Annotated in this window: 11 protein-coding genes; 2 read left to right on the top strand and 9 right to left on the bottom strand. The window is 71.3% G+C overall.

Features of this window, described 5'->3' with window-relative positions; all coding sequences use genetic code 11:
• Positions 1-64: 64 nt before the first annotated feature.
• Together ACZ5PP_RS18985 and ACZ5PP_RS18980 are read left to right on the top strand one after the other, a co-directional pair.
• The gene (locus ACZ5PP_RS18985; protein WP_004301215.1) at positions 65-1,387 is read left to right on the top strand and encodes an IS1182 family transposase; all 1,323 of its coding nucleotides are present in this window, start codon (positions 65-67) and stop codon (positions 1,385-1,387) included.
• Positions 1,388-1,620: 233 nt separating this feature from the next.
• Positions 1,621-2,943: an IS1182 family transposase gene (locus ACZ5PP_RS18980; RefSeq protein ID WP_004301215.1), complete on the top strand. Its 1,323-nt coding sequence runs from the start codon at positions 1,621-1,623 to the stop codon at positions 2,941-2,943.
• Between the two features lie 155 nt (positions 2,944-3,098).
• Here the strand turns inward: ACZ5PP_RS18980 and leuE are convergent, their stop codons facing one another.
• From leuE to ACZ5PP_RS18935, 9 genes are all read right to left on the bottom strand, one after another.
• Positions 3,099-3,767: a leucine efflux protein LeuE gene (gene leuE / locus ACZ5PP_RS18975; protein ID WP_004309129.1), complete on the bottom strand. Its 669-nt coding sequence runs from the start codon at positions 3,765-3,767 to the stop codon at positions 3,099-3,101.
• Positions 3,768-4,205: 438 nt separating this feature from the next.
• On the bottom strand, positions 4,206-5,108 hold the full coding sequence (locus tag ACZ5PP_RS18970; RefSeq protein ID WP_464827069.1) for a toll/interleukin-1 receptor domain-containing protein: 903 nt from the start codon (positions 5,106-5,108) through the stop codon (positions 4,206-4,208).
• Positions 5,109-5,465: 357 nt separating this feature from the next.
• Positions 5,466-6,740 (bottom strand): protein-glutamate methylesterase/protein-glutamine glutaminase, encoded by a 1,275-nt coding sequence (locus ACZ5PP_RS18965; protein WP_012584967.1) that lies wholly within the window; start codon positions 6,738-6,740, stop codon positions 5,466-5,468.
• Positions 6,737-7,321, bottom strand: coding sequence for a chemotaxis protein CheD (locus ACZ5PP_RS18960; protein ID WP_004327600.1), 585 nt, complete (start codon positions 7,319-7,321; stop codon positions 6,737-6,739). Before ACZ5PP_RS18960 ends, ACZ5PP_RS18965 begins: the two co-directional genes overlap by 4 nt.
• A 2-nt stretch (positions 7,322-7,323) precedes the next feature.
• On the bottom strand, positions 7,324-8,133 hold the full coding sequence (locus tag ACZ5PP_RS18955) for a CheR family methyltransferase (protein WP_004327599.1): 810 nt from the start codon (positions 8,131-8,133) through the stop codon (positions 7,324-7,326).
• 23 nt (positions 8,134-8,156) lie between these two features.
• Complete coding sequence (locus ACZ5PP_RS18950; RefSeq protein ID WP_464826459.1) at positions 8,157-8,696, bottom strand: chemotaxis protein CheW; 540 nt, start codon at positions 8,694-8,696, stop codon at positions 8,157-8,159.
• Between the two features lie 12 nt (positions 8,697-8,708).
• A complete protein-coding gene (locus ACZ5PP_RS18945; RefSeq protein ID WP_464827068.1) occupies positions 8,709-10,364 on the bottom strand; it encodes a methyl-accepting chemotaxis protein in 1,656 nt (551 codons plus the stop codon).
• Positions 10,365-10,411: 47 nt separating this feature from the next.
• Positions 10,412-12,613 (bottom strand): chemotaxis protein CheA, encoded by a 2,202-nt coding sequence (locus ACZ5PP_RS18940; RefSeq protein ID WP_004325665.1) that lies wholly within the window; start codon positions 12,611-12,613, stop codon positions 10,412-10,414.
• Positions 12,613-12,948 carry an STAS domain-containing protein gene (locus tag ACZ5PP_RS18935; RefSeq protein WP_004325666.1) on the bottom strand — a complete coding sequence of 112 codons (336 nt, stop codon included), beginning with the start codon at positions 12,946-12,948 and terminating at the stop codon, positions 12,613-12,615. Before ACZ5PP_RS18935 ends, ACZ5PP_RS18940 begins: the two co-directional genes overlap by 1 nt.
• Between the last annotated feature and the right edge of the window lie 4 nt (positions 12,949-12,952).

Here is a 12,952-nt window from a genome sequence, read left to right as displayed (position 1 = left end):
GGCAGAAGCCAAGCGTCGGTGAGTTAAGTCCTCGCGGGCGTTTCGGGGCCGGTAGACTGTCGAGATGACGAGCTATCTGCCCTATTGCCCGCAGCAGCAGATGCTGCTGCCCCAGGCGCTGCAGGAGTGGCTACCCGAAGGCCACTTGGCGTACTTCATCAGCGACGCGGTCGACGGGTTGGATCTGAGCGCGTTCCACGCCCGGTATGCCGGTGGCGGACCGCGCAACCAGCCGTTTCATCCGGCCATGATGGTCAAGGTGCTGCTGTATGCGTACGCCACGGGCGTGTTCAGTTCGCGCAAGATCGCGCGCAAGCTGCACGAGGATGTGGCGTTCCGGGTCCTGGCGGCAGACAACTTCCCGGCCCACCGCACGCTGAGCGACTTTCGCGCGGTCCATTTGAAGGAGCTGAGCGAGTTGTTCGTGCAGGTGGTGCGACTGGCCCGCGAGATGGGGCTGGTCAAGCTCGGGACGGTGGCCATCGACGGCACCAAGGTCAAGGCAAACGCCAGCCGCCACAAGGCGATGAGTTACGGCCATATGGTGAAGGCGGAGGCCGAGTTGAAACGGCAGATCGAGGCGCTGCTCAATCGGGCCAAGGCCGCCGACGACGCCGAGCGGAACGAGCCCGAGTGGGATGTGCCGGCCGAGATCGCGCGGCGCGAGGCGCGGCTGACGGCGATTGCTGAAGCCCGGGCGCGGCTCGAGCAGCGCCAGCGCGAGGCCGATCAGGCGCGCGGGCGCAGCGACGATGACGAGCGTCGCCCGCGCGGCGGTGACGGCAAACCGAAGGGCGGGCGCTACAAGCGCGACTTTGGAGTGCCCGAGGACAAGGCGCAGGAGAACTTCACCGATCCGGACAGCCGCATCATGAAGCGCGCCGGCGGCGGTTTCGATCCGAGCTACAACGCCCAGACGGCGGTCGACGAGACCGCCCACATCATCGTGGCGGCCGAGCTGACCAACAACGCCAGCGACGCCGGGCAACTGGCGGGGGTACTGCAGGCCGTGCGCGACAACGTCGAACACCGACCGCGCCAGGCGCTGGCCGACACCGGCTACCGCTCGGAGCAAACGTTCCGGGAACTCGACGGGTGCGGGACCGAACTGGTGGTGGCGCTGGGCCGGGAAGGTAAGCGCCGACTCGGCTTCGATCGCGAACGCAATCCGCACACCGCGCAGATGGCCGACAAGCTCGAGAGCGAGGCGGGCAAGAGCGCCTACCGAAAACGGAAATGGATCGCCGAACCGCCCAACGGCTGGATCAAGAACGTGTTGGGATTCCGGCAGTTCAGCCTGCGGGGCCTGGAGCGCGTCAAAGCGGAGTGGAAGCTCGTCTGTATGGCGCTGAACCTGCGCAGGATGAGCACATTGAGGACGGCATGACGGGGAAAGGGGGCAAACCTGTCCCCGTTGCCGTCCGGCATGCGCGCCGCGCCGTCGCAAAGCAACTTGACCACGGCCTCAGTCTCGTGCCGCACCTCGCGGTTCGCCAATCATTCTGCTAGAAAACACGCTCTGGAGTTCTGCCGCGCAGACTCCTAGGAGTCTGCGCGGCAGAAGCCAAGCGTCGGTGAGTTAAGTCCTCGCGGGCGTTTCGGGGCCGGTAGACTGTCGAGATGACGAGCTATCTGCCCTATTGCCCGCAGCAGCAGATGCTGCTGCCCCAGGCGCTGCAGGAGTGGCTACCCGAAGGCCACTTGGCGTACTTCATCAGCGACGCGGTCGACGGGTTGGATCTGAGCGCGTTCCACGCCCGGTATGCCGGTGGCGGACCGCGCAACCAGCCGTTTCATCCGGCCATGATGGTCAAGGTGCTGCTGTATGCGTACGCCACGGGCGTGTTCAGTTCGCGCAAGATCGCGCGCAAGCTGCACGAGGATGTGGCGTTCCGGGTCCTGGCGGCAGACAACTTCCCGGCCCACCGCACGCTGAGCGACTTTCGCGCGGTCCATTTGAAGGAGCTGAGCGAGTTGTTCGTGCAGGTGGTGCGACTGGCCCGCGAGATGGGGCTGGTCAAGCTCGGGACGGTGGCCATCGACGGCACCAAGGTCAAGGCAAACGCCAGCCGCCACAAGGCGATGAGTTACGGCCATATGGTGAAGGCGGAGGCCGAGTTGAAACGGCAGATCGAGGCGCTGCTCAATCGGGCCAAGGCCGCCGACGACGCCGAGCGGAACGAGCCCGAGTGGGATGTGCCGGCCGAGATCGCGCGGCGCGAGGCGCGGCTGACGGCGATTGCTGAAGCCCGGGCGCGGCTCGAGCAGCGCCAGCGCGAGGCCGATCAGGCGCGCGGGCGCAGCGACGATGACGAGCGTCGCCCGCGCGGCGGTGACGGCAAACCGAAGGGCGGGCGCTACAAGCGCGACTTTGGAGTGCCCGAGGACAAGGCGCAGGAGAACTTCACCGATCCGGACAGCCGCATCATGAAGCGCGCCGGCGGCGGTTTCGATCCGAGCTACAACGCCCAGACGGCGGTCGACGAGACCGCCCACATCATCGTGGCGGCCGAGCTGACCAACAACGCCAGCGACGCCGGGCAACTGGCGGGGGTACTGCAGGCCGTGCGCGACAACGTCGAACACCGACCGCGCCAGGCGCTGGCCGACACCGGCTACCGCTCGGAGCAAACGTTCCGGGAACTCGACGGGTGCGGGACCGAACTGGTGGTGGCGCTGGGCCGGGAAGGTAAGCGCCGACTCGGCTTCGATCGCGAACGCAATCCGCACACCGCGCAGATGGCCGACAAGCTCGAGAGCGAGGCGGGCAAGAGCGCCTACCGAAAACGGAAATGGATCGCCGAACCGCCCAACGGCTGGATCAAGAACGTGTTGGGATTCCGGCAGTTCAGCCTGCGGGGCCTGGAGCGCGTCAAAGCGGAGTGGAAGCTCGTCTGTATGGCGCTGAACCTGCGCAGGATGAGCACATTGAGGACGGCATGACGGGAAAAGGGGGCAAACCTGTCCCCGTTGCCGTCCGGCATGCGCGCCGCGCCGTCGCAAAGCAACTTGACCACGGCCTCAGTCTCGTGCAGCACCTCGCGGTTCGCCAATCATTCTGCTAGAAAACACGCTCTGGAGTTCTGCCGCGCAGACTCCTAGCCCAGCGTCGCGGTCGCGAGCTTGGCGCCGAAGCCGATGAAGACCCCGCCCACCCCCGCGGTCGCCCCCGCAGCCATGCGGCGGTGGCGGCGGAACTGCGCAGCCAGGCGCGCGCCGGCGAAGATCAGCGTGGACAGGTAGAGCACGCTGCACACCTGCACGATCACACCCAGGATCACGAAGGACAGCGCCGGGTGTTCGTAGGCCGGATCGACGAACTGGATGAAGAAGGACACGAAGAACAGGATCGCCTTCGGGTTCATCAGGCTGATCAGCAGCGCGGTGCGGAAGGGGTGCGGCGTGCTGCGCAGCGGCGGATAGTCGGGCTTGCCGTCGCCGACCGCGTCCGCCGTCTCGTCCCCGCGCCGCCAGGTCGCCAGCGCGCCGCGCAGCAGCGCGAGCCCCACCCAGGCCAGGTAGGCCGCGCCCGCGTACTTGATCACCATGAACAGCTCGGGCGTGGCCCGCAGCACCGAGGCCATGCCGGTCACCGCGAGCAGCATCAGGACGGTGTCGCCGACGAAGATCCCCGCCGCGCCCTGGTAGCCGGCGCGCACCCCCCAGCGCGAGGCCGCCGCCATCACGTAGAGCGAGTTGGGGCCGGGCAGCAGGACGATGAAGATGGTGCCGAGGACGAAGGTGAAGAGGTCGGTGATGCCGTACATGTTGGCGCGCGCGGGGTCGGGTTGGGAGTCGGAGCCGGCCCTTACTTTGCCACGCCCGGCCGGTCACGGCCAGCAAGCAGCGCATTCGCACCGACCGACATCCAGCCGCGCCGCTCGATCGCGACTCGCGTCGCTCCTACAGCACGCCTCCGGACGCGCGGCGCCTGGCGTGAGAGCGACGCAAGTCGCGATCGGCTGCGGCCCCGCAGGCGCGGTGCTTGCCGTGGGAGCGACGCAAGTCGCGATCGGATGCGGCCCCGAACGCGCGGTGCTTGGCGTGGGAGCGACGCGAGTCGCGATCGCGTGCGGCTCCGGACGCGCGGTGCTTGCCGTGGGAGCGACGCGAGTCGCGATCGGATGCGGCTCCGGACGCGCGGTGCTTGCCGTGGGAGCGACGCGAGTCGCGATCGGGCCGTGCAGCCCAGTGCTGAGCCGGCCTCATTGGCGCTGCGCGGTGAACTCCAGTGCTGCATCGACCGAATGGCTGCGGCGGATCTGCAGGCGCACGCGCAGCGTCTCGCCCTCGCGCCAGACCTCGTAGAGCTGGCCCATCTCGCGCGGCGGCTCGTTGCCGGACACGGTCTCGCTGCGGGTGAGGAAGCGCAGCCGCCCGTCCCCCCACGCCACCGCCTCCAGCGCGCGCGGCACGCCGAGGAAGCTCGCGCTGCCGCCGATGCGGCCGTCCTCCAGCGTGAACACGTAATGCTCGCGCAGCGTCAGGTTCCACGGATAGGCGACCTCGGCGCTCCATGCGCCGACGATCGCCTGCAGCCCGCCGTCGCCATCCCGCAGCCACCACCAGCCGCCGCCGAGTGCGAGGACCAGCGCCGCGATCGCGGCCGCGAGCGCCCGCCGTCCACGCACCGGTGCGGGCGACACGGGCGGCGCCACCCACTGCACAAGCGCCGCCTCCAGGCGGGCGAGATCCGCAACCCAGCCGGCATCGCCGAGCGCGAGCGCGTTGCGGTTGGCCAGCCCGCGCAGGGTCGCCGGCAGCGCCTCGGCCGCGGGCATCGTCGCCCCGCCGACCAGCACCGGAATCATGGGTTTCCCCGAGGCGAGCGCGAGCTCGACCTCGCGGCGCACGTAGTCGCCGGGATCGTCGAGCCGACGCCCGCGCCCGTCGCGCGCGTCGAGCCAGCGCGTACCGATCACCACCAGCACCGCCTGCACCTGCTGCAGGGCCTGCTCGATGACCACACCGAAATCGGCCCCTGCGGCGATGTCGTCGACATCGCGGAACACGCTGTCGGCGCCGAAGCGGCGTTCGAGCGCGTCGGCGAGCCGCCCGGCGAAGCCGGCGCTGTCGTCGCGGCGGTAGGAGATGAAGACCTTGGACATGGGGCGGCAAAGCGCGGAGAGATCCTGCATTCAAGCACGCCCCCCGCCCCCCCGCCAGCACCGCCACCGAACCACACGACCGCGACTCGCGTCGCTCCCACAGAAACCAGCGTACCCGCAGCCGCACCGTAGGAGCGACGCAAGTCGCGATCGCGGCCTTCGAGCCACCACCGCCCACCGCCGCCGAACCGCCCGATCGCGACTCGCGTCGCTCCCACAGAAACCAGCGCGCACCCGCAGCCGCACCGTAGGAGCGACGCGAGTCGCGATTGCTGCGTGCGGGACGGCGAGGACGCGCGGCGGGGGGTCGCCGTCCCGCGTCGCTCCTGCGGAAACGTCGCACCGCGGGGCGGGGGCTCAGCTGGCGCGGGTGTATTGCTCGATGGCGGGGCCGATGGCCTGGAGCGCGAGGATGCGGGTGGCCGCACCGAGGCGGATGGCTTCCTTGGGCATGCCGAAGACCACGGAGCTGGCCTCGTCCTGGGCGATGGTCTGGGCGCCGGCGTCGAACATCTCGCGCAGGCCGCGGGCGCCGTCGTCGCCCATGCCGGTCATGATCACGCCAAGCGCGTTGCGCCCGGCGCAGCGGGCGACCGAGCGGAAGAGCACGTCGACCGAGGGGCGGTGGCGGTTCACCGGCGGGCCGTCGCGCACCTCGACGAGGTATTGCGCGCCGCTGCGCCGCACCGTCATGTGGCGCCCGCCGGGTGCGATGAGCACCCGTCCGGGGAGGACGCGCTGTCCGTCCCGGGCCTCGAGCACCTCGAGGGCGCACACCTGGTCGAGGCGCTGGGCGAACATCGCGGTGAACTTCTCCGGCATGTGCTGCACCACGACGATGCCGGGCACGGTGCGCGGCAGGCCGCGCAGCACCGCCTCGAGGGCCTGGGTGCCGCCGGTGGAGGTGCCGAGCGCGATGATGCGGTCGGTGGTCTCGGCCATGGCCTCGGCGCGCGCGGGCGCCACGGCGGCGGGCACGATCGCGGTCGCCGCGGCCGGGCGCGCGAGCGCGCCGCCGGGCGCGCCGTTCGATCCGCCGCGCGCGCCCGACCCGGCCGGTCCGGCGCCCGCTGCACCGCGCGCGGCCGCCACGCCGACGCCCGGAGCGGCAGCCACGCCCGCTCCGCCAGGCCCCGTTGCGGAGCCGATTTCAGCTCCGGACCCTGCTCGACCACCAACGCCGGGACCACCCCCGCCGACGCCCGCCCCCGCCCGTAGCGCGCGCAGGTTCGCACGCGCCGCGGCGCGCACGGCGGCGACGAGTTCCTGGGCGGAGTCGGTGAGGAAGCCCTTCAGGCCGAGCGTGGGCTTGGCGATGATGGAGACGGCGCCGGCGGCGAGCGCCTGCATGGTGGTCTCGGCGCCGCGCGAGGTGAGCGTGGAGCACACGATGACCGGGGTCGGGCGCTCGGCCATGAGCTGGCGCAGGAAGCTGATGCCGTCCATGCGCGGCATCTCCACGTCCAGGGTGATCACGTCGGGCCAGTCGCGGCGCATCTTGGCCATGGCGAAGAGCGGATCGGAGGCGGTGCCGACGACCTCGATGCCGGGTGCGGCGGAGAGGATCTCGCTCACCACCTGGCGCACCACGGCGGAGTCGTCGACGACGAGGACACGGATGGGGGCGTTCATGCGGCCTCGCTCGCGGATTCCGGGTGAACTCCGGGGTGGGCTTGGGAGGGGACTTCGGTGTGGATCACCGCGGCGCTCGCCGCCGCCGGAGCGACGTGGCGCAGCCAGACCTCGCCGCTGCCGATGTCGAAGATCAGATTGCGGTGGCCCTCGCCCTCGACGTGGGCGGCGCGCACGCGAAAGCCGTGCGTGCGCAGCAGCATGCGCGCGGCCTCGACGTTGCGCGTGCCGACGTCGAGCGCGGCGGGAGCGCCCGCGGCGTGGCGGCTGCGGAACATGCGTCCGCCGCCGAAGAGCTTGACCTGGTAATCCTGCGGCCGAGTGTGGGCGGCGCGCAGCTCGCGCAGGAAGAGCGCGATCGCGTCCCCGGCATAGCGCCCGTCCAGGCCATCGGCGCACGCACGCACGCCGCGCTCGGGGAGCATGAAGTGGCACATGCCGCCGATGCGCAGGCGCGGATGCCACATCGTGATCGACACGCAGGAGCCGAGCAGGGTGCGGATGCGCGTGTCGCGGTCGCCGAACCAGAACTCGCCGGGCTGCAGGAAGATCTCGATCGTGTTGCGCGAAGCCGGCCGCATGCTCACATTCGCCGGTAGATGGTGGGCCGCTCCTGGCGCAGGCCGAGGTCGAGGCCGTTGAGGCTCTCCGAGTGGCCGATGAACAGCCAGCCACCCGGCCGCATCTGGCGCACGATGCGTTCGACGATGCGGCGCTTGGTCGGCAGGTCGAAGTAGATCAGCACATTGCGCAGGAAGACGACGTCGAAGTCGCCGACACCGGCGAGGTTGCCGTTGAGATTGACCTGGGCGAAGCGCACCCGTCGGCGCAGCGCCGCGTCGACCTGCAGCGTACCGTCGCGGCTGCCTACGCCGCGCAGGCAGTAGCGCCGCAGGTAGTCGGGCGGGATGCCGTCGATGCGGTTCATCGCATAGACGCCGCCGCGCGCCTTCTCCACCACCTCGCGGCTGATGTCCGAGCCGAACACCTCCCAGGGCGCGTCGCCGCCGAGACGGTCGGCGAGCACCATCGCCAGGCTGTAGGCCTCCTCGCCGGACGAGCTCGCCGCGCTCCAGAAGCGCGGCGTGCGCGTGCGCCCGAGCGCGGGCAGCACGCTTTCGGCGAGGAAGTCGAAGTGCTTGGGTTCGCGGAAGAAATAGGTCTCGTGGGTGGTGAGCAGGTCGACCATGCGCTCGAACTCGTCGTGCGCGCCGGCGCTCGACACCAGGCGATGGTAGTCGCCGAAGCTGGCGAGCCCGAGCGCGCGCAGCCGCCGCGCCAGGCGGCCGCTGACCAGGCTGATCTTCTGCGGCGGCAGGTCGACGCCGGCGGCCCGATGCATGAGCGCGCGGAACTGCTCGAACTCGGCCTGGGTGATGCTGATCTCGGACATGCGTGGCCTCCCGGAGGACCGGCTCAGTGCTCGGCGGCGCCGGCGAGCGCGCCGATGCCGGCGAGTTCGTCGATCGAGAACACCCGCCCGACCTCGAGCAGGATCACGAAGCGCCCTTCGCGGCGCGCCATGCCGGCGATGAAGTCGGTGCGGATGCGGGCCCCGAAGGACGGCGCCGGCTCGATGTCGGCGGCGGCGATGTCGATGACCTCGCTGACGCCGTCGACCATCACGCCCAGCGTCTGCGTGCCGGCCTCGCCACCCACCTCGACGATGACGATGCAGCTGCGCCGCCCGCTGCGAATGCGCTCGCGGCCGAAGCGCGCGGCAAGATCGATCACCGGCACCACCGCGCCACGCAGGTTGATCACCCCGCGCACGGTGGGCGGCGTCATCGGCACCTCGGTGAGCTCGCCGAATTCGATGATCTCACGGATCTGCAGGATGTCGATGGCGAAGACCTCGCCGCCGAGCGTGAACACCAGGTACTGGCCGCCCGCGGCCGCGCCGGCGCGCAGGCTGGCGGTGGCGGGGACGACCGCCTGAAGGCTGGATTGCGACATGGCGCTCCCCGCTCAGAAGCGCACGTATTCCGGGTCCGCGGCGGCGGACGCGAAAGCCGGCTGCGCGTTGCCGAGGCCGATGCGGCGCGGCTCGCGCGTGCTGCGCGCAGGCGCCGGCTGGCCGCGGGTGGTGCGCGCGGCGCCGCCATCGCCGCCGGCGAGCTGCGCCTGCGGGTCGAGGCGGAACTGCGCCACCAGGCGCTGCAGCTGCTCGGCCTGGCTGTTCATCTCCTCGGCGGTCGCCGACAGCTCCTCCGAAGCCGAGGCGTTCTGCTGCGTGGTCTGGCTGATCTGGCTCATGGCGATGTTGATCTGCCCCGCGCCGGCCGACTGCTCCTCGGACGAGGCGGTGATCTCCTGCACCAGCTCGGCGGTCTTGCGGATCGAGGGCACGATCTGCTCGAGCAGCGCACCCGCGCGCTCGGCGGTCTTCACGCTGGAGCCGGCCAGTTCGCCGATCTCCTGCGCCGCGACCTGGCTGCGCTCGGCGAGCTTGCGCACCTCGGCCGCCACCACCGCGAAACCCTTGCCGTGCTCGCCGGCACGCGCCGCCTCGATCGCGGCGTTGAGCGCGAGCAGGTTGGTCTGGTAGGCGATGTCGTCGACGATGCCGATCTTGTCGGCGATCGAACGCATCGCTTCCACCGTCGCGCGCACCGCATCGCCGCCCTCGTCGGCGTCGGCGGCGGACTTGCTCGCCATGCCGTCGGTGACGCGGGCGTTCTCGGTGTTCTGGCCGATCGAGGCCGACATCTGCTCGATCGAGGCCGAGGTCTCCTCCAGACTGGCGGCCTGCTCGGACGAGCCCTGCGCCAGCGACTGCGAGGTCGCGCTCACCTGCTCGGAGGCCGCCGACAGGGCGTCGGCCGCGCCGCGCACCTCGCCCAGGGTGTGCGACAGGCTGCCCACCATGCGTTGCATGGCCGCCAGCACGCTGGCGCTGTCGCCGGCGCGCAACTGCACGTCCACCGTGAGGTCGCCGGCGGCGACCTTGCGCGCGATCTCCGCGGCGTAGTCGGGCTCGCCGCCGAGCTGGCGCAGCAGGCCGCGGGTGATCAGGATCGCCACCGCCACGCCCACCAGCAGGGCGATGCCGCCCAGCACCGACATGGTCAGCGTGGCCGCGGCGACGGTCGCGGCGGTCGCGCTGCCGGTACCGGAGAGCAGTTCGCCCTGGTAGGCGGTGAGCGCGTTCACGCGCTGGCGGTACTGCACCGCGATGGCGTCGTAGTCGCCGCGCAGGAAGGCGCGCGCCTCGTCGGCACGGCCCTGCTCGACGAGCTCGATGAGGCGGTTCTGCGCCGGGATGAAGCGCTGGCGGCTGTCGAGCACCTCGGCGAAGAGCTCCTTGCCGCGCGGCTGCACCAGCATCGGCGCGAGCGCGTCCCAGGCCTTGCCGATGCGCTCGCGCCCGCCGAGCATGCGGTCCTTGGCACGGCCGATCTGCTCGCCGTTCTCGGCGATGACCAGCTCGCGCCCGCCGAGGGCGATCTCGTTGACCCCGACCAGTCCGTCCTGCAGCAGCTGCGTCTTGGGCCACAGCTCGTCCACCACCACGTCGACATCGTGCTTGATGTCGGTCAGGCGCAGGATGCCCACCGCGAGCAGCGTCCCCAGCAGCACCAGCACGAGGCCGAAGCCCAGCCCCAGCTTCATACCCACCTTCATGTTCCTGAACATTCGCTTTCCCCTGTTTCCGGTTTCTTCTGCAGCATTCATGCAGCAAGGAAGCGCGCCCGCGGCGCACCCCCGGTGTCGCGGCCCTCGTGCGCGATCGCACGCTGGACCAGTTGTGGCACGTCCAGGATCAGCGCCACCTCGCCGCTGCCCAGGATGGTGGAGCCGGCGATGCCGGCGACGCGCTCGAAGAGCGGCCCGAGCGGCTTGATCACCGCCTGGCATTCGCCGAGCAGATGGTCCACCGCGATCCCCGCCTGGCGCCCGCCGAAGCGCACCACGACCACGTTCTGCCGCGGCGGCGGTGCGCCCTCGAGCGCGAACAGGGCGCGCAGGCGCAGGAAGGGCAGGACCTGGCCGCGCAGGTCGAGGTAGCCGGCGGCGCCGGCGTCGGCCGGCAGCTCGATGCACTCGACCACCGCGTCGAGCGGCAGGATGAAGGTGGCGCCGGCGACACCGACCTGGAAGCCGTCGATGATCGCCAGCGTGAGCGGCAGGCACAGCCGCATCGTGGTGCCGCAGCCCGGCGCGCTGTGGATGTCGAGGGTGCCGCGCAGCGCATCGACGCTGCTCTTGACCACGTCCATGCCGACGCCGCGGCCGGACAGGCTGGTGAGTTCGGCCGCGGTGGAGAAGCCCGGCGCCAGGACGAGGCGGTGGATCTCGGCCTCGGAGAGCACGGCGTCCGCCGCGACCAGGCCGCGCTCGACGGCCTTGGCGAGGATGCGCCGCGCGTCCAGCCCGCCGCCGTCGTCGGCGACCTCGATGACGATGCTGCCCGACTCGTGGAAGGCGCGCAGCTCGACCCGGCCGCGCGCCGGCTTGCCCGCCGCGGCGCGGCGTTCGGGCGATTCGATGCCGTGGTCGAGGGCGTTGCGCACGAGGTGCATGAGCGGGTCGCCGATCTTCTCGACCATGGACTTGTCGAGCTCGGCCTCGGCGCCGCGGATCACCAGCTCGATGTCCTTGCCGAGCTCGCGCGCGAGGTCGCGCACCACGCGCGGGAAGCGGTTGAAGACCTCGCCGATCGGGGTCATGCGCAGGCGCAGCGCGGCGTCGCGCACGTCCTCGACCAGGCGCAGCAGGTTGGCGGCGGTCTCCTGCAGCGCGCGGCTGCCGGCCTGCTGCGCCTGCAGCTGGGTGGCGGCGCCGGCGATGACGAGCTCGCCGACCTGGTCGATGAGCGCGTCGAGCCGGTCGGCGGGCACCTTGACGCTGCGCGTCTCGCTGGCGCGGCGCTCCTCGGCGGCCTTCTGCTTGCCGAGCGCGGCCTGCACCACCTGGGCGGGCACACCGGCGTGCTCGACCAGTAGCTCGCCCACGCGCGGCGCCTCGGCCTGCACGTGCTGGGCGGCGAGCGCGGCCTCGAGCTCGCGCGCGGTGACCGAGCCGCAGGTCACGAGGATCTCGCCGAGTCGGCGCGGGTCCTCGTCGAGCGCCTCGATGAGGGCGAGGTACTCCTCGACGCGCGCCGCCGGCGGCACCAGCACGATGCGCGCGCTGTCCTGCACGAACTCGAACACCGCCTCGATCTCGGCGCGGGGGGCCGTGCTGCGCAGCGCGATCTCGAAGCCGAGGTAGCAGTTTTCCGGGTCGCCGGCGGCGAGCTCGGGCAGGGTGTCGGCGATGGTCTCGACGTGCACGAGCTCGCCGAGGGTGCGCAGGTAGTGGATGAAGGCGAGCGGGTCCATGCCGTTCCTGAGCACCTCGGGCGCGAAGCGCAGCGACAGGTGCCAGTGCTCGGCGCCGAGCGCCACGCTGCCGCCGACCTCGAGCGCGGGCGCGGCCTCGGTCGCGGAGCAGACGACCGGGTCCCCCCCCGCCACGGTCGCCGGCAGTGCGGCAGGGGTGGCGGGCGTCGTGGCGCAGAAGGCTTCGAGGCGGGCGCGCAGCGGCGCGCCCTCGAACTCGGGCGGAGGAAGTTCGGCGGCGACCGCGGCGACGAGGCTGGCGATGTGGTCCTGCGACTCGAGCAGCAGGTTGATCAGGGCGTCGGAGAGTTCGAGCTCGCCGTTGCGCATGCGGTCGAGCACGCTCTCGACGGCGTGGGTGAAGTGCACCACCGCGTCCAGCCCGAACAGGCCGGCCGAGCCCTTGATGGTGTGGGCACAACGGAACAGCGCGTGCAGCTCGTCGGTCGGCAGCGCGGCGGTCTCGGCGCGCAGGAGGATCTCCTCCATCTGCGCGAGCAGCTCGCGGCTCTCGTCGAGGAAGGTGGCCAGGGCCTGGGAGAGGTCCATCAGCGTGCCTCCTGCGTGGCCGGCGCGGCGTCCTCGAGCAGCGGGTCGCCGAGCGCGCCGCCGAGGCGGGCGAGGTCGAGCAGGCGCAGCACCGCGGCGGAGTGGTTGACGAAGCGCACGCTGCGCCCGACGCTGCGCTTGGCCATCAGCATGAGCTGCAGGCCGGCGGTGTCGATCTCGTCGATGCGGCCGAGGTCGATCTCTAGCGCTTCGTGGGTGGCGAGCGCCTGCAGCCAGGCCTCGCGCAGCGCGGCCACGGTGTAGATGCCGAGTTCGCCCTCGGGGGCGAGGCGGGCGACGCCGGCCGCGGGGGTGTCGAGTGCAGGGGTGTCCATGGTC

It is taken from the genome of Thauera sp. DNT-1 (genome assembly GCF_055393985.1).
This window is presented reverse-complemented; position numbering and strand designations above follow the sequence as displayed.

Excerpts from the sequence above, each read along its gene's own strand:
- ACZ5PP_RS18985 (WP_004301215.1), top strand. The coding sequence starts at position 65 with ATGACGAGCTATCTGCCCTATTGCCCGCAGCAGCAGATGCTGCTGCCC.
- ACZ5PP_RS18980 (WP_004301215.1), top strand. The coding sequence starts at position 1,621 with ATGACGAGCTATCTGCCCTATTGCCCGCAGCAGCAGATGCTGCTGCCC.
- leuE (WP_004309129.1), bottom strand. The coding sequence starts at position 3,767 with ATGTACGGCATCACCGACCTCTTCACCTTCGTCCTCGGCACCATCTTC.
- ACZ5PP_RS18970 (WP_464827069.1), bottom strand. The coding sequence starts at position 5,108 with ATGTCCAAGGTCTTCATCTCCTACCGCCGCGACGACAGCGCCGGCTTC.
- ACZ5PP_RS18965 (WP_012584967.1), bottom strand. The coding sequence starts at position 6,740 with ATGAACGCCCCCATCCGTGTCCTCGTCGTCGACGACTCCGCCGTGGTG.
- ACZ5PP_RS18960 (WP_004327600.1), bottom strand. The coding sequence starts at position 7,321 with ATGCGGCCGGCTTCGCGCAACACGATCGAGATCTTCCTGCAGCCCGGC.
- ACZ5PP_RS18955 (WP_004327599.1), bottom strand. The coding sequence starts at position 8,133 with ATGTCCGAGATCAGCATCACCCAGGCCGAGTTCGAGCAGTTCCGCGCG.
- ACZ5PP_RS18950 (WP_464826459.1), bottom strand. The coding sequence starts at position 8,696 with ATGTCGCAATCCAGCCTTCAGGCGGTCGTCCCCGCCACCGCCAGCCTG.
- ACZ5PP_RS18945 (WP_464827068.1), bottom strand. The coding sequence starts at position 10,364 with ATGAAGGTGGGTATGAAGCTGGGGCTGGGCTTCGGCCTCGTGCTGGTG.
- ACZ5PP_RS18940 (WP_004325665.1), bottom strand. The coding sequence starts at position 12,613 with ATGGACCTCTCCCAGGCCCTGGCCACCTTCCTCGACGAGAGCCGCGAG.
- ACZ5PP_RS18935 (WP_004325666.1), bottom strand. The coding sequence starts at position 12,948 with ATGGACACCCCTGCACTCGACACCCCCGCGGCCGGCGTCGCCCGCCTC.